This window comes from Gordonia sp. Z-3 (assembly GCF_036233855.1).
Lineage (GTDB): Bacteria > Actinomycetota > Actinomycetes > Mycobacteriales > Mycobacteriaceae > Gordonia > Gordonia tangerina.
Window position 1 is genome coordinate 212026 of the sequence record NZ_JAZARS010000006.1, and the last position, 16403, is coordinate 228428.

General features: G+C 65.1%; 16 protein-coding genes. 13 read left to right on the forward strand and 3 right to left on the reverse strand.

The window, feature by feature from the left end:
* Positions 1 to 16: 16 nt before the first annotated feature.
* The 4 genes from VX037_RS09105 (at position 17) to VX037_RS09120 (ending at position 4039) form a co-directional block, all read left to right on the forward strand.
* Positions 17 to 1780, forward strand: coding sequence for an oleate hydratase (locus tag VX037_RS09105; RefSeq protein ID WP_235721539.1), 1764 nt, complete (start codon positions 17 to 19; stop codon positions 1778 to 1780).
* An 18-nt stretch (positions 1781 to 1798) separates the two neighbouring features.
* Positions 1799 to 2872, forward strand: a complete 1074-nt coding sequence (locus tag VX037_RS09110) for an ABC transporter permease (RefSeq protein WP_266061976.1) — start codon at positions 1799 to 1801, stop codon at positions 2870 to 2872.
* Positions 2869 to 3726: a 3-hydroxyacyl-CoA dehydrogenase gene (locus tag VX037_RS09115; protein WP_235721541.1), complete on the forward strand. Its 858-nt coding sequence runs from the start codon at positions 2869 to 2871 to the stop codon at positions 3724 to 3726. Before VX037_RS09110 ends, VX037_RS09115 begins: the two co-directional genes overlap by 4 nt.
* Positions 3727 to 3838: 112 nt before the next feature.
* Positions 3839 to 4039 (forward strand): hypothetical protein, encoded by a 201-nt coding sequence (locus tag VX037_RS09120; RefSeq protein WP_235721542.1) that lies wholly within the window; start codon positions 3839 to 3841, stop codon positions 4037 to 4039.
* A gap of 19 nt (positions 4040 to 4058) precedes the next feature.
* On the opposite strand, the gene VX037_RS09125 is transcribed toward VX037_RS09120, so the two are convergent.
* Positions 4059 to 5219, reverse strand: coding sequence for a TY-Chap domain-containing protein (locus VX037_RS09125; RefSeq protein ID WP_235721543.1), 1161 nt, complete (start codon positions 5217 to 5219; stop codon positions 4059 to 4061).
* Positions 5220 to 5576: 357 nt separating this feature from the next.
* On the opposite strand from VX037_RS09125, the gene VX037_RS09130 reads away from it, so the two are divergent.
* Entirely contained in the window at positions 5577 to 6866 is a 1290-nt protein-coding gene (locus VX037_RS09130) for a lipase family protein (protein WP_235721544.1), read from the forward strand.
* A 178-nt stretch (positions 6867 to 7044) separates the two neighbouring features.
* Here VX037_RS09130 and VX037_RS09135 read toward each other — a convergent pair whose 3' ends face one another.
* Positions 7045 to 8016: an AraC family transcriptional regulator gene (locus tag VX037_RS09135; protein ID WP_328713981.1), complete on the reverse strand. Its 972-nt coding sequence runs from the start codon at positions 8014 to 8016 to the stop codon at positions 7045 to 7047.
* Positions 8017 to 8278: 262 nt separating this feature from the next.
* On the opposite strand from VX037_RS09135, the gene VX037_RS09140 reads away from it, so the two are divergent.
* Genes VX037_RS09140 through VX037_RS09165 form a run of 6 tightly spaced genes read left to right on the forward strand, consistent with a single transcriptional unit; the run spans position 8279 to position 12994 of the window.
* On the forward strand, positions 8279 to 9784 hold the full coding sequence (locus tag VX037_RS09140) for a 4-hydroxyphenylacetate 3-hydroxylase family protein (RefSeq protein ID WP_287016204.1): 1506 nt from the start codon (positions 8279 to 8281) through the stop codon (positions 9782 to 9784).
* A gap of 19 nt (positions 9785 to 9803) precedes the next feature.
* On the forward strand, positions 9804 to 10328 hold the full coding sequence (locus VX037_RS09145; protein ID WP_235721984.1) for a flavin reductase family protein: 525 nt from the start codon (positions 9804 to 9806) through the stop codon (positions 10326 to 10328).
* A gap of 3 nt (positions 10329 to 10331) precedes the next feature.
* The gene (locus VX037_RS09150; protein WP_235721546.1) at positions 10332 to 11141 is read left to right on the forward strand and encodes an IclR family transcriptional regulator; all 810 of its coding nucleotides are present in this window, start codon (positions 10332 to 10334) and stop codon (positions 11139 to 11141) included.
* Between the two features lie 23 nt (positions 11142 to 11164).
* Positions 11165 to 11959 (forward strand): 2-keto-4-pentenoate hydratase, encoded by a 795-nt coding sequence (locus VX037_RS09155; protein WP_235721547.1) that lies wholly within the window; start codon positions 11165 to 11167, stop codon positions 11957 to 11959.
* Positions 11956 to 12753, forward strand: a complete 798-nt coding sequence (locus VX037_RS09160; RefSeq protein WP_328713983.1) for a 2-keto-4-pentenoate hydratase — start codon at positions 11956 to 11958, stop codon at positions 12751 to 12753. The genes VX037_RS09155 and VX037_RS09160 overlap by 4 nt, the downstream gene beginning before the upstream one ends.
* A gap of 1 nt (position 12754) precedes the next feature.
* Positions 12755 to 12994, forward strand: a complete 240-nt coding sequence (locus VX037_RS09165; protein ID WP_235721549.1) for a 2-hydroxymuconate tautomerase — start codon at positions 12755 to 12757, stop codon at positions 12992 to 12994.
* Here the strand turns inward: VX037_RS09165 and VX037_RS09170 are convergent.
* Positions 12973 to 13971, reverse strand: a complete 999-nt coding sequence (locus VX037_RS09170) for an AraC family transcriptional regulator (protein WP_235721550.1) — start codon at positions 13969 to 13971, stop codon at positions 12973 to 12975. The two genes, VX037_RS09165 and VX037_RS09170, sit on opposite strands and share 22 nt — an antisense overlap.
* Positions 13972 to 14097: 126 nt before the next feature.
* Between VX037_RS09170 and VX037_RS09175 the strand changes: the two genes are divergently transcribed.
* Together VX037_RS09175 and VX037_RS09180 are read left to right on the forward strand one after the other, a co-directional pair.
* Positions 14098 to 15324: a cytochrome P450 gene (locus VX037_RS09175; RefSeq protein ID WP_266063240.1), complete on the forward strand. Its 1227-nt coding sequence runs from the start codon at positions 14098 to 14100 to the stop codon at positions 15322 to 15324.
* Positions 15325 to 15327: 3 nt separating this feature from the next.
* Positions 15328 to 16395: an NADH:ubiquinone reductase (Na(+)-transporting) subunit F gene (locus tag VX037_RS09180; RefSeq protein WP_372512455.1), complete on the forward strand. Its 1068-nt coding sequence runs from the start codon at positions 15328 to 15330 to the stop codon at positions 16393 to 16395.
* Positions 16396 to 16403: the final 8 nt, after the last annotated feature.

Sequence of the window (16403 nt, forward strand, 5' to 3'; positions counted from 1 at the left end):
AGAGAAGGAAGAACAGATGCGTTACACCAGTGGCAATTACGAGGCGTTCGTTCGGCCGCGCAGGCCGGCCGGAGTCGATGAGAAGACCGCGTGGTTCGTCGGTGCAGGATTGTCGTCGCTGTCGGGGGCGGCATTCCTCATCCGCGATGCACAGATGCCAGGAGACAGGATCACCATCGTGGAGCGCTTGCCACTTCCCGGCGGTGCGCTCGACGGCATAAAGCATCCCGAGAAGGGTTTCGTGATTCGCGGTGGTCGCGAGATGGAAAACCACTTCGAATGTCTGTGGGATCTCTTCCGTTCGATTCCCTCGCTCGAGGTCGAGGACGCGAGCGTGCTCGACGAGTTCTATCGCCTCAATCGCGACGACCCCAACTACTCGCTGCAACGTGCGACCGTGGACCGCGGGAAAGACGCACACACCGATGGACTTTTCGCGCTGTCCGACAAGGCGCAGAAGGACATCGTCAAGGTCTTCCTCGCCACCCGGGAAGAGATGGAGAACAAGCGGATCGACGAGGTCTTCTCCGACGAATTCCTTGCCAGCAACTTCTGGCTGTACTGGCGCACGATGTTCGCCTTCGAGGAATGGCATTCGGCGCTGGAGATGAAGCTCTACCTGCACCGGTTCATCCATCACATCGGCGGTCTCCCCGACTTCTCCGCGCTGAAGTTCACCAAGTACAACCAGTACGAATCGCTGGTGCTGCCGCTGTACACGTGGTTGCTCGATCAAGGCGTCCAGTTCCGTTTCGACACCGAGGTCACCGACGTCGATTTCGACATCCGCTCCGGCCGCAAGCAGGCGTCGTACCTCCACTGGATCGACGAGAATGGCACCGAGGGTGGCACCAGCCTCAGCGAGAACGATCTGTTGTTCATGACGATCGGGTCGCTGACCGAGAACTCGTTCAACGGAGATCACCATCATCCGGCCGAGCTCGACGAAGGCCCTGCTCCCGCGTGGGATCTGTGGCGGCGTATCGCCGCGAAGGACGATTCATTCGGTCGCCCCGATGTTTTCGGTGGCCATATCCCGCAGACGAAGTGGGAATCGGCGACAGTCACCACCGTCGACCCCCGCATACCGGGCTACATCGAGAAGATCTGCAAGCGAGACCCTTTCAGCGGCAAGGTCGTCACCGGTGGGATCGTGACCGCCAAGGACTCACAGTGGCTTTTGAGTTGGACGGTGAACCGCCAGCCGCATTTCAAGGCACAGAAAGCCGAGGAGATCGTCGTATGGGTGTACGCGCTCTTCGTCGATACCCCTGGGGACTACGTGAAGAAGCCGATGCAGAACTGCACGGGCGAGGAGATCACGCAGGAGTGGCTCTACCACCTCGGCGTCCCTGTCGAGGACATCGCCGAACTGGCCGCCACCGGCGCCAAGACGGTTCCCGTGATGATGCCTTACGTCACTTCATTCTTCATGCCCAGGCAGGCCGGGGATCGACCCGACGTGGTGCCGGAGGGGGCAGTCAACTTCGCCTTCATCGGCCAGTTCGCCGAATCGAAGGAACGTGATTGCATCTTCACCACCGAGTATTCGGTGCGCACACCGATGGAGGCCGTCTACACCCTTCTCGACGTCGAGCGGGGCGTGCCCGAGGTGTTCAACTCGACCTACGACATCCGCAGCCTCCTCGCGGCGACCAGTCGTGTTCGCGATGGTCAAGAGATCCGCCTCCCCGGACCCGAGTTCCTCCGAAAGCGACTGCTGGCCAAGCTCGACCGAACCGAGATCGGCGAGTTGCTCAGCGACAGTGATCTGATCTGACATCGAAGGACCACACCATTGATCTTGCTGTCACCCGAACCGATGACGTTCGGCGCCAAGTATCGTAGGCTGTTGCTCGCCGTGGTGCTCCTGGGCGGGCTCACCCAGTTCGCCCTGGGTACGTTTTATCTGGCAGTCGGCCATTCGCCGTCGCCGCGCGAGATGCCCATCGGCATCGTCGGGTCAGACCAGCAAACGGCACAGCTGACGGCAAGTCTGGAGTCCGACGGATCGTTCGATGTCACCGGGTATCCGACACTCGATGCACTGACGGACGCCGTGGAGAAGCGGACCGAGGCGGGCGGCTTAGAGGTGACCCCGGACGGCGTCGTCGCCGTCACGGCCGGGGCGGGCGGAGCGCTGCCCGCCACGGCCGTGAAAGCAGTTGCCGCCGAAGTCAATGAACAGAACGGGATGTCGCAGACCCTGCCGGTCGATGTGGTCGAACTCTCCGACGAGGACATCAACGGATCGTCACTGGGCTACATCCTCCAGGTGATCTCGCTCGGTGGCAGCATCGCCTCGCTCGGGCTGGGACGATTGATGCCGCGTGTGCCGCAATCGTTGCGCCGGGGCGTCGGTCATGTGGCCGCGCTCGTCGCCTACGCGGTGGTTTCGGCTGCCATCGTCCTGCTGTTCTCGTCGTTCTTCGGCGTCGGCGGCTCGTCGGATACCACGAAGCTCTTCTGGACATACACGCTCGTCTCCCTGGCGATCACCGGGTCCACCGCAGGATTCGTCACGCTGTTCGGGCCGGTGGGATCGCTGTCTGGTGCGTTCTATTTCCTTGTCGGCGCAACGATTTCCGGCGCGTCCATCCCGTGGGACTTCCTCCCGAGATTCTGGGCGGTGCTCGGCGAGTGGCTCCCAACCGGAGGAGGCGCTGAGCTCATCAGAAACTCCCTCTACTTCCCACAGGCCGGCAACGGTTTCGCATTGCTCTGCCTCGGTCTCTACGCAGGGGCCGGCACACTCGTCGTTCTGGTTTGGAACATACTCGGCAACAGAAGTTCTCGTCGCTCCGTCATCGACGTGGACCCCATACACCCGATCAGACACAACCACCATCACACGCAAGGAGAACCATCATGACGATCGAGAATCTGACCGTTCTGGGCACCGGGGTGCTCGGCTCACAGATCGCCTACCAGGCAGCGTACGCTGGCTTCCACGTCACGGCGTGGGACATCAGCGACGACGCCGTCACCGCGGCCGGCACGCGATTCCAGCAGTTGGCCGACACCTACGAAAGTGATGTGGAGGGCGCGACTTACGCAAACAAAGCTCGTCACACGGCCACGTCGATCACGCTCACGACCGACCTCACAACCGCGCTCGCCGAGGCGGATCTCGTCATCGAGGCGGTGCCCGAGGATCCCTCCATCAAGCGGGACACATGGACGCGGGTCGGAGGATCGGCCCCCGAGCACACGATCTTCGCGACGAACTCGTCGACGCTGTTGCCCAGCTCGCTCAAGGATTTCACCGGCCGACCGGAGAAGTTCCTCGCCATTCATTTCGCCAATCACATCTGGGCACAGAACACTGCCGAGATCATGGGCACCAGCGACACCGATCATGCGGTGTTCCAGACCGCTGTGGACTTCGCCGAACGCATGGGCATGGTGCCGGTGGAACTCAAGAAGGAGAAGGCGGGTTACGTCCTGAACTCGCTGCTGGTGCCGCTTCTCGACGCCGCCGCGGAACTTCTTGTCGGTGGGTATGCTGACATCGAGACTGTCGACAAGACCTGGCGGATCGGTACGGGCGCGCCACTCGGCCCGTTCCAGATCTTCGACATCGTGGGTCTCACGACCGCCCGCAACATCGCTGCGGCATCAGAGAGTCCGATCCAGCAGCAGTTCGCCGATTACCTGAAAACCAACTACATCGACAAAGGAAAGCTCGGAACATCCACCGGCGAAGGCTTTTACACGTACACGTAGTAGTGACCTCACGCCGCGATATCGAACACAGAGCTTCCGTATCGAACGTTGCTATCGGGACTGCGAGCGCTTCTTTCTTCCGCGAACACCGTCCACCTGACCGGATCGGGGAATGCGGACCGATCTCGACAAGGTGAGTGTCGCCATTGCATTGATCTCCGCCTTCGACGGACCAAAAGCGTTGCATGACACGCTGACCGAGGGCGGTACCGAGCTGTTCGCGTCGGGTGCGGAAGCTCTCGGTGCGATGATGGTTGCCGGGGCCTGGCTCAGCCGATGCCGATTGTCTTCCGTCGCGTCGATGGAGCGGTAGACGTGGATGGTGCTCCGATTCACCGCACTCGCTGGGACGGCACATCCCCGTCCCCGCGCAACACCACCACCCGCAACGCCGCGCGCAACTGTTCGGTGGTTGCCCGCCACGCCTGCTCCTCGTGTCGGCAGGCCGCCGCTTCGTCGGCGTCGCCCGCGAGGTCGGCCTCGGCCGCCGACTTCATCCACTCCAGGTACTGCTCCTGGCTGGTGCGGATGTAGTCGAGGATGGCCGACTGGTCATGGCGGCAGATCGTCGCGACCTCGTGCGGGTCGAGGGTGGAGCCGTCCTCGTCGAGCACGATCAACGTCTGTAGCGGATCGGGCAGCGCCTCGTCGTGCGCGGCGGCGCCGGAGCCGGCCAGTGCGCTGATGATGCCGGGCGCGGTCTCGGCGGTGAACTGCAACCAGTGCCCGACGGCTGCAGTGAGGTTCTCCCGGTGGAATGCGGTCATCGGGACCGATGAGAACGCCATCAGCGATCCCTGGTGCAGGACCAGCGTGATACCCGGCCAGCGCACCGATTCGGTGGCGATGAACTCCGCGGCGATCGCCGTGTCGGGCACCTCGTCGACCAGCGTCGCGACGAACTCGATGGTCGGCTCCTCGGTGAGTACCCGCAGCCACGACGCGAGCGACCCGGTGGGCAGCGGGATGTCGCCGTCGTCGTCGACGGTGATGCGGCGGCCGGCGATGTCCTGCAGCGCGGACACGATCAACCGCAGCAGGTGCTCGCGCGACACCGGGTGTGCGCCGACGGCGATGGACGCTTCGCGGATCATGGGAAGGTCCTGTTCGAGGAAGGACGGGTGCACGACCTCCCAGTTCTCGCGCAGCGCGTCGACGGCGACCTGCGCCAACCGGTCGACGTGGCGGCGGCTGACCTCGACGATCAGCCGTCCGTCGCGCAGCAGCCGCCACCCGGCTGCCGTCAGCGCGTCGAGCTGCTCGGCGTGGACGTCCGGTGCGGGGTGCAGGTCGGCGACATGCGCGGTGCAGCGGATGCGGTGCGCGCGGGTGACGGTGAACGTCAGGGTGCCTCGCGGGCCGTCGGGGGACTGCTGGACCTGCACCATATGATGCTCGTCGTCGGCGCGCAGCTGTGCGGCCCGGTCGGCCAGGTCGATGCGGAACGCACGCCAGGCGTCATCGACAGATGCGTCGAAATCGAAGTCGCGCATGGCATCTCCTCTCGTCAGGCGTGCGACGTGACCGGTGCGGCGGCAGTGGTGGGCCGCTCGCGGGACGGTGTCGCGGTGCTTCTCGGTGTCTGAACCATAGGGGAGGTATCCGACAGGATGACGCGATCGTCTCGGTGGGATACGCCCTCGGAACGCGGGCTTGATTCCGGTGGCGGTGTCATTGTTGCATCGCGCAACGATGGGTGTCGCGTTACATCCGCAGGTCAGGTGAACCGTCGCCGCGGCGAGGTCGATGGAATCGCTGTCGAGGCCACGGCGTTAAACACAGCACAAACAGGCTCTGAACAGGGGGGATCAACGTGGATCGACACCCAACAGGGCCGAACCGAGGTGACCATGACCACGCAGACCGCGCGCGGGCCGGCCAACGCTGCCGACCTGCTGCTACCCAACGACGATGCGTTCTACGACGTCCCGTCCGACCTGGACCGTATGCGGCCCGGCGACCTGATCCGGTCACGCCAAGTGGAGCTCAAGGACTACTGGGCGTCGCATCACCGTAGCCAGGCGTGGCAGTTGCTGTACCGCTCGACCGACCTGCACGGCGGCGCCGGTGTGGCGGCGACCACCGTGGTGCTGCCGCGCAAGCCCGCGCCCGCCGGCCGGTTCATGCTGCTGTCGTTCCAGTGCGCCATCGACGCGGTCTCGAGCCAATGCTTTCCGTCGTATGCACTGCGCAAGGGTGCCGACTCGGTCCGAACCATCGCGCCGTTCGAATTCCTGGTGGTGCGTCGTGCACTGGCCAAGGGCTGGGCGGTCTCCATCCCAGACCACGAGGGCATGGTCGGTGCGTGGGGCGCGCCCCGTGAACCCGGCTACCGCACCCTCGACGGCATCCGCGCCGCCCTGGCATTCCCGCATCACGAACTGCCCGCCGACACTCCTGTCGGTCTCTGGGGCTACTCGGGTGGTGGGATGGCGACGTCGTGGGCAGCGGAGGTTGCACCGGACTACGCGCCCGAGCTCAACCTGATCGGCGCGGTGCTCGGGTCCCCGGTCGGTGACATGGCCTCGGCGCTGATGCGGCTCAACGGTGGCCTGCACGCCGGGCTGCCGGTGATGGCGATCGCCGGCCTGCGCCGCGTCTATCCGCAGCTGGAACGGGCGATCGGCGAGCATGCCACTGAGAAGGGGCGACGGCACCTCGACGAGATCGCCCGGCTGCCGGTGCTCGATGCCGTGCGGCAGTTCCGCCACCACGACATCGACGACTACCTCGACATCCCGCTCGCCGACCTGCTCGCCCAACCCGACATCGTCGAGATGATGGACGACCTCCAGCTCGGCACCCACGCCCCGACGATCCCGCTGCTGGTGGTGCAGGCGGTGCACGACGAGGTGATCGCCGTCGACGACATCGACGGTCAGGTCGCCCGCTACCGCGAGCAGGGCGCCACGGTCACCTACGTCCGCGACCAGCTCAGCGAGCACTACTCGCTGCTGCCGCTGTCGGGGCCGATGGCGGTGGGGTGGTTGGCGGATCGTCTCGAGGGGCGGTCGGCGAGCGATCGGACCGTGAGTGCTGTTGCCGGACAGCGTCGTCCGCGGTGGACGATGAAGTTGACCGGACGGGGACGGTCGGTGGAGCCGACCCCGCACAACGATGGGGAACAACCTGCTGCGTAGCGGGTATGGCCCACCGACACCCATTCGCGGTGGCCGCGTCGAGCACGACGCAGCGAGCCGGCGAGCGCGTATGCTCATATGCATGGCTGACAATACAAAAGGCTGCGACAACCCCGACTGCACCTGCGGGCCCGACTGCCAGTGTGGCGAGAACTGCACCTGCGGGAAAAAGTAGCGACTAGGAGTTCGCCGCGCGAAACCGCCCCGGGCTGTGCCCGGTGAGGCGGCGAAATGTGCGGCTGAAATGCGACATGTCGAGGTATCCGACGGCTGCCGCAACATCGGCGACCGACAGGTCGGTCGTCAGGAGAAGATTCTTGGCTCGCTCGACACGAGCTTGATGCAGCAGGCCGGTTGGCGTGTGTCCAGTGGCACTCACCAGTTTCTGCATGTTGCGCAACGACATCCCGGCCGCAGCCGCAACGTCGGGCAGGCTGAGGTACGGGTCGTGCAGCCCATCGGAGATGATCTGGGCGATCCGCGCCAGATCCCGTTCCCGCTGCGTCAACGCGGGGCCAATGGAGGTCGTCTCACTCAGCGCTGCGGCGAGCATGTCGACCGTGGCCGACCCGAACGAAGCTCTCGTCGACTGCGACATGGACTCGTCGCTGCCGGCCAGGTCTGCCAGCAGACGTCCCAGAACAGCAGGCGCCCCCAAGGGTTCATATGTTCGCGCAACCGCGTGGCCGGCAAGTCGTGCCGGCAGCCGAGATTCCATCAGCGACGTCGGAATACGCACCGCCACTTGATGAAACGGAACAAGTGAATGAAATACAAAGGGTCGGTTGAGGTTCACCATCGCGAACGCGCCGCGCCCTAGTTCTGCCGTCCGATCGCATTGGGTGACCTCCACCGCGCCGTCGGTCACCATCAGCAGCAGGTAGCCATCCTCTCCGCTGTCGCGGATCATGGCCGGTGACCGGACGACGGTCTGGACGTCGGACCGGATCGCGCTCACGTGGAGCCGACCAAACGCGCGCCCGCCCCACTCGGCGTCGTAGCGCTCGGTGGGTTTGTCCCAGGTCACGTCCATCTCGCCGTAGAGCTGGCCGATCGTGCGCGCCCAATTCGGCTCGCCCTTCGGTTGAATCGAGATCACCGGTTCGTAGCTCGACGACATCGTCGGTGTCGGCCGTGCGCAATCCGCCATGTGACTGTTCGTTCTCAGCCATTCCGCGCCACACCTCCGCCTCTTAGTGTTCTACGTCACAGGGATGTGGCTCGGCCAACATACACCGAAACGTCACGGTCCCGCGAGTGGCTGTCATTTCGGCACCCACGCAACAGATTCGACCGATGACCCGGCGATCGGGCACATCGTCGGTCCGTACCAGGAGGTTTGTTCCGTGACATCAGCACCCGCAACAGTGAACCCGGCAGCAACCGCATCCGAGGAGAACGACGTCCGCCCCATGACCGGCGCAGAGTATCTGGAATCGCTGCGGGACGGCCGGGAGATCTATTTTCGCGGAGAACGCGTCGACGATGTGACCACGCATCCGGCATTCCGGAATTCGGCGCGCTCGATCGCCCGGATGTATGACGCTATGCATCAGCCCGACGCGCAGGGTGTGCTGGCGGTACCGACCGACACCGGAAACGGTGGCTTCACCCATCCGTTCTTCAAGACGGCGCACTCGGCGGATGATCTGGTCGCCGCCCGCGACGCGATCGTCACCTGGCAGCGAGAGGTGTACGGCTGGATGGGCCGATCACCCGACTACAAGGCATCCTTCCTGGGCACCCTGGGCGCCAATGCCGACTTCTACGGCGACTACAAGCAGAACGCGCTGGACTGGTACAAGAAGTCGCAGGAGCGGATGCTCTACCTCAATCACGCGATCGTGAACCCGCCGATCGACCGCGACAAGCCTGCCGACGAGACCGCCGACGTGTGCGTGCATGTGGTCGACGAAACCGATGCCGGCCTGATCGTCTCCGGCGCGAAGGTCGTGGCGACGGGGTCGGCCATCACCAACGCCAACTTCATCGCGCACTACGGACTGCCGTTGCGTAAGAAGGAATACGGCCTGATCTTCACCATCCCGATGGACTCGAAGGGCCTGAAACTGCTGTGCCGGACCTCGTATGAGATGAACGCCGCGGTGATGGGCACCCCCTTCGACTATCCGCTGTCGAGCCGGTTCGACGAGAACGACGCCATCATGGTGCTCGACCGGGTACTGGTGCCGTGGGAGAACGTCTTCGCCTATGACGTCGACACCACCAACAACTTCGTGATGCGCTCCGGCTTTCTCAACCGCTTCATGTTCCACGGCTGCGCCCGCCTGGCGGTGAAACTGGACTTCATCGCCGGCTGCGTGATGAAGGGCGTGGAGATGACCGGCTCCGCGGGATTCCGCGGGGTGCAGATGCAGGTTGGCGAGATCCTCAACTGGCGCGACATGTTCTGGGGCCTCTCGGATGCGATGGCCAAGTCGCCCGACGAGTGGGTCAACGGTGCGGTGCAGCCGAATCTCAACTACGGCTTGGCGTACCGAACCTTCATGGGTGTCGGCTATCCGCGGGTCAAGGAGATCATCCAGCAGGTGCTCGGTAGCGGTCTGATTTATCTCAACTCCCACGCCGACGATTGGGGCAACCCGGACATCGAGCCCTATCTCAACCAGTACGTCCGCGGCTCCAACGGCATCGCCGCCATCGACCGCGTGCAGTTGCTCAAACTGCTGTGGGACGCTGTCGGCTCCGAGTTTGGGGGACGCCACGAACTGTACGAACGCAACTACGGTGGCGACCACGAAGCCGTTCGCTTCCAGACCCTGTTCGCCTACCAGGGCACCGGGCAGGATCTGGCACTCAAGGGCTTCGCCGAACAGTGCATGTCGGAGTACAACGTCGACGGTTGGACCCGACCGGACCTGATCAACAACGACGACCTCGCCATCGTCCGGCGCTGAGAGGGCTGCCATGAGCACTATTACCGACCACACCCTCGAGCTGGACCCGACACCGCCGCGGATGCGGAAGGCGCTCGGACGGTTCGCCAGCGGGGTCACCATCGTCACCACTGCCGAAGGGCCAGGCGAAGAGTCCGTGCACGGCATGACCGCCAACGCATTCACCTCGGTCTCGCTGGACCCGCCGCTGGTGCTCGTGTCGATCGCCAACCGGGCGAGGATGAACGACAAGATCACCGAGACCGGCCGCTACGGTGTGTCGATCCTCGCCGGCGATCAGGAACCGCTGTCGCTGCATTTCGCCGGTGCCGCGCATGAACCCGACTTGGTGAGATTCACCTGGCGAAGAGGGGTTCCGCTATTGGATGGGGCGTTGGTGCACCTGTCGTGTACGGTCACCGACTCGCATCCGGCGGGCGACCACACGCTGCATGTCGGTCAGGTGGAGGAACTCTGGTACGACAACGGACGGCCGCTGCTGTTCTACACCGGCAGCTTCCGCGCCCTGGATTTGCAGGGTACCTCCGACGGCTGGGGGTTCTAGGACATGGCCGCGTTGCAAACCGTCCAGAAGATCGGCCCGGTCCTCGACCTGTTCACCGTGCAGCGGCCGGAGTGGGGGGTCACCGAGGTCGCCGGTGAACTCGGGCTGCCGCGATCGAGCGCTCATGCCTTGCTGGCGTCACTCGTCGACATCGGCTTACTGCAGTGCAGATCGCGCGGTCGTTACCGGATCGGCTGGCGGGTGGTAGAACTCAATCAGACTCTGCAGGGCACCGTCGACGTGAAGACCTGCGCGGCACCGATTCTGCAGGCCTTGTCGGAGGAGTACGGCGAGACCACACATCTGGCGATCATGGAGCGCTACCGCGTCATGTACGTCGACAAGGTGCTGGGCAACCACGTCATCAATGTGAACGGCGCACGAGTCGGCGCCCACCTGGACGCGCACTGCAGCGCCGTCGGCAAGGTGCTGCTGGCGCACTGTCACACCGCCGAGATCGAACGCAACATCACCGACAAGCCGCTGCGCCGATTCACGTCGTCGACCATCACCGACCCGGCCCACCTGCAGCGCGAGTTGGGGGCGGTGCTGCGCAACGGCTGTGCCTACGACTCCGGGGAAGCTGTCGCCGAGGTGCATTGCGTCGCCGCGCCCATCCGCGATGAGATGGGCGTGGTGGTCGCCGCCATCAGCATGACCGCGCCCGAGACCAGGTTCAAAGCCGGCCACCACGAGTATCGGCGGGCCGTCATCGCTGCAGCCGGGGCCATCTCGAAGTCGCTCGTGGCCGCCGTCGACAAGCCGTTCGGCCAGGACCGTGACGACCCCAGCCTGCGCGCCGTCGCCGGCTGACCCTTCCACAGAAAGCAGATCCGATGACCGTTGATGTGCAGTGGGCGGCCGACGCCCTGCTGACGGCCTACCGCACCCGCCAACCGATCTCACCGATCGCCGCACGCTTCGCCGACGCCCCGCTGTCGACGGCCTACGAGATCGCACTCGCCCAGGTCGAGTCGTGGGTAAAGGACGGCGACGTGGTGAAAGGGCACAAGGTCGGGCTTGCCTCCCGCGCCATCCAGCGCCAGATGAATGTCGACCAACCCGACTTCGGCCACCTCACCGCGGGAATGTTCCACCTTGAACACCAGCCGATTCCCGCGGACACATTCATCCAACCGCGCATCGAACCCGAAGTGGCGTTCGTACTGGCCAAGCCGCTGCGCGGACCCGGCGTTACCGTCGCGGAAGCTGCGGCGGCCGTGGACTTCTGCCTGCCCGCGCTGGAGATCGTCGACTCCCGCATCCAGGATTGGCAGATCGGCATCTTCGACACCGTCGCCGACAACGCCTCCTCCGGTGGCGTGGTACTCGGCAGCCGCCCGGTCCGGCTCGCCGATGTCGACCTACGGCTGGCCGGCTGCACCCTGCACGTCAATGGCGAGCTCATCGCCACCGGCGCCGGCGGGGCTGTGCTGGGTTCACCCCTCAACGCTCTGGTGTGGCTCGCCAACACCGTCGGTCCGCTCGGCGTGACACTCGAACCCGGACACGTCGTCCTGCCCGGATCGATGACCAAGGCCGTGCCGATCGCCCCGGGTGATGCGGTGGTCGCCGACATCGCCGGCGTCGGCAGCGTCACCGCAGTTCTCGCAGGAAAGGAAGACCGATGACCACGGAGACCGCCAAAGTGTGGAGTGCGGCCCGCGTTGCCGACATCCTGCTGACCGCCGAACGCACCCGCACCGCCCGCATGTCCATCCAGGCCGAATGGCCTGATCTCGATCTGGACATCGCCTACACCGCACAGGATGTGGCATTGGCCGACCGGTTGTCGCGGGGTGAGGTGATCACCGGCGTCAAACTCGGCCTCACCTCACGCGCCAAGCAGCGGCAGATGGGTGTCGATGTGCCGTCGGTGGCATGGCTGACCGACGCGATGGTGCTGCCTGCCGGTCTGCCGGTGCCGCGTGCCCAGCTCATTCATCCACGGGCCGAACCCGAGATCGCCTTCGTGCTCAAACGACCACTGAAGGGACCGGGTGTGACGGCCGCGCAGGCGCTTGCCGCGGTCGACACGGTCGTCGGCGCCATCGAGATCATCGACAGCCGCTACTCCGGCTTCAAGTTCACCCTCGCCGATGCCGTCGCCGACAACAACTCGTCGGGTGTGTACGTGACCGGACCCGTGCCACGTAGACCCGCCGACCTGGACCTCGGCCTGGAGGCATGTCTCCTGGAAGTCGACGGTCACGTCATCGACAGTGCCACCGGCGCAGCGGTTCTGGGCCACCCGGCGGAGGCGCTTGCGTTCGCCGCGAACACCATGGGCGCTCGTGGCCACACGCTCGAGGCCGGCTGGACGGTACTCACCGGCGGCATGACCGATGCGGTGGCCGTGCCCGAAGGCGCGCGGGTGGCCGCCCACTTCACCTCGCTGGGCTCGATCACGATTGCGGGAGGGTGACATGCCGTTCATCGATGTGACGCTGGCACAAGGGCGTTCTGACGAGCAGATCCGCGCGCTCATCCACGAGCTGACCGCGGCTGCCCAACGAGCCGTCGGTGCGCCGGCGGCCAACATCCGCGTGGTGGTCCGGGAAGTGCCACCGACGCACTTTGCCGCCGGCGACGTGACGATCGCGGAGCGGGCCGCGACGTCGGCGAATGATGCCCCGTCGAACAGTCAGGACCCGGCGGTGCGGTAGCGGCCCGGGCTGGTGCCAAAATGCTTGCTGAACGCCCGGCTGAAGTGCGACACGTCGCGGAAGCCGAGTTGTTCGGCGATGTCGGCAACCGGCAGGTCGGTCTGCAACAACAGCGACCGCGCACGGTCGAAACGCCGCGCGTACAACCAGGTTCGCGGGGTGGTGCCGGCGGCGCTGAACAGTTTGTGGATATACCGCACCGACATGCCGACCTCGCCGGCCACATCGGTGAGACGGTGATCGGGATTGCTGATCTCGCGCACCATCACCTGCTGCACCACGCGCAGGTCGGCATCATGTGCGCGTTCGATGAGTGTTGCCGCCGGAACTCGTGTATTCACCGCTGCGGCAACCACGTCGAGGACTGCCGACGTCACCGCGGTCAGGTCGCCGGCGGTGAAGTCGTCGTCGTGTGAAGCGAGGTCCACCAACAGGTTCGACGCCACCCGATCGATGCCTTTCTCAGCCGAGAATCGTTGGCCGAGTGAGTTGTCCAGTCGGTTCTCGGCAACCTGAGGGGCGAGCAGATCACGGCCCAGCCGTACCACGATCTGCTCGAAAGTGGTCTCGCCACGCACCACGAACGGCTGTGCGGAATCCACGAAACCGAACGCACCTTCACACAGCACACCGCTTCGCCCGGACTGCGCAATCGTCGCGGTCCCTTGAGTGATGAGACATAGCAACAGATCATCACCGGGATCGGACTCGATCATCGACGGCGTGCGGACCACCGTGTGCGGGTCGGCGCGCACCACACTCACCGAGATACTGCCCACCGGTCGCGCGACGATGTCCGCGGCAAAACCGTCGCTACCCGAGGGCCAGTCGACAGCCATCTCGCAGTAGGTGGAATCCAACGTCTGCGACCACAGCGCGCGCTGCTCGGTACTCGTCAGATCGCGGGTACTCAACGCCACGGTCGCCGGTTCAGGGTCCGTGCGCTCGCGGTCAACGAACGGTGCACTATCGGTCATTCTCTCTCCTCCGATCTGACCATAGTGTTCCAGATCACAGGGTTCATCAAGCCCGGTCGCCGTCATCACCGGATCGTCCGCCGGTCGATTCCGATGTCGATTCCGCATATCCGAACGGAGAAACCCATGACCACTGCGCAATCTCTGACTCCCGCATGGATCGAAGACATCACCATCGAACAGCTGGAGAACGATCCACACCAGGTGTACGAGCGGCTGCGGGCCGAGGCGCCCATCGCATACGTCCCGCAGTTGGGTCTGCACATCGTGTCCACCCGCGAACTGTGCATGGAGATCGCCAAGGACTCGGAGAACTGGCCCGCAGTGATCTCACCGGCCGGCGGGCGCACCTTCGGGGAGGGCGCCATCCTCAACACCAACGGTCCGGAGCATCAGAACCTGCGCGGCATGGTGGAGCCACACCTGCAGCCCGCCGCGGTGGACGGTTACATCGACGACCTGGTGCGCCCGTTCGCCCGGGAACGGCTGGCGGCCATCGAAGACAACGGCACCGCCGACATCGTCGCGGAGTACTTCGAACCGGTCAGTGTCCGGTCCCTGGGCGATCTACTCGGGCTCAACGACGTCAGCACCGACAAACTGCGCGAATGGTTCCACAAGCTCAGCGTCTCGTTCACCAACGCCGACATGACCGCCGACGGCGAGTTCGCCAACCCGGACGGCTTCATCCCCGGTGACGAGGCGAAGGCCGAGATCATCGCGCACCTCGATCCGAAGATCGATCACTGGATCGAGAATCCGGATCACACCGCGATTTCGCACTGGCTGCATGATGGGATGCCCGACGGTCAGACCCGCGACCGGTCGGTGATCTACCCGAACCTGTACGTGTTCCTGCTCGGCGCGATGCAGGAACCGGGCCACGCCATGGGCACCACCCTCGCCGGACTGTTCAGTCGGCCCGAACAGCTCGAACGTGTCATCGACGATCCGACGCTGATCCCGCGCGCGGTGGGGGAGGGTATGCGGTGGGTCGCACCGATCTGGTCGGCGGCGGTGAAGGTCGCCACCGATGAGGTCACCGTCGGCGGCGTGACGCTGCCCGCCGGGTCGCTGGTGATGCTGTCCTACGGGTCGGCCAACAACGACGAGCACGCCTACGACGCGCCCACCCGCTACGACCTGGACCGCACAGTGATCCCCAACATGACCTTCGGCGGCGGCGTACACGCCTGCGCCGGCACTTACTTCGCCAGCGCCGTGGTGCGCATCGCGCTAGAGGAACTGTTCGAGACGATCCCGAACATCGAACTCGATCCCGACCACGAGGTCAGCTTCTGGGGCTGGGGCTTCCGCGGCCCCAAGGAACTGCACGTCACCTGGGAGGTGTGAGCGATGACCATCACCATGCCCGCCGGCCCGCCGCACCGAGAGGCGACCATGAGCACGCACCGAGTGGAGATCAAGGGATCGGCCGACGCGTTCGACGTCGCCGACGGGCAACCCATTCTCGACGCCGCCCTGCGCGCCGGCGCGTGGATTCCGCATTCGTGCACGCAGGGTACCTGCGGTACCTGCAAGCTCAAGGTGCTGTGCGGATCGGTCGATCATCGCGAGTCGCCCGAGTACACGCTGACCGGCGCCGAACGCGCCGACGACCTCGCCCTGGCCTGCATGGCGACCCCGCAGTCCGATCTTGTCGTCGAGCCGACCGGTGCCGTCGACGACGGAGTGCCGCACCATCCGCTGCGCGACTACCTCGGCGAGGTCGTCGAGCTGTCAGATGTCGCGGCGAACACCCGCCGTCTCGTCGTCGACCTCGACGAGGACATGGCGTTCAACGCCGGCCAGTACTGCGAGCTGATCGTGCCCGGGCACGGCGTCGGCAGACAGTACTCGATGGCCAATCCGCCCGGTGAGCAGCGGCGACTCGAGTTCCACGTGAAACGAACACCGGGTGGGCTGGCCACCGACGGTTGGATCTTCGACTCGCTCGCGGTGGGCGACCGCATCGACCTCCGCGGTCCGCTGGGCCAGTTCAACCTGGTCCACCAGCAAGCCGAACCGGCCATCCTCATCGGCGGTGGAACCGGCCTCGCGCCGCTCAAATCCATTGTGCGACACGCTCTTGACCGCGAACTGGTGCCGGAGATGTACCTCTACCACGGTGGTCGCGGCCGTGCGGACCTGTACGACGTCGAGTTCTTCACCGACCTCGCCGCGCAGCACGAGCACTTCCATTACCGCCCGGCGCTCAGCGACGAGTCATGGGACGGCGCGACCGGCCTGGTCACCGACGTCGTGGTCGGCGACTTCCGCAGCTGTAAAGGCATGAGCGCCTACCTGTGCGGTCCGCCCGCCATGATCGACGCCGCGGTGAAGTCGCTCAAACGTCGCCGTATGGCGCCGCGGCTGATCTTCCGCGAGGAGTTCACCCCCGCCGCATCCGTCGCGACACCCTGACACCCACC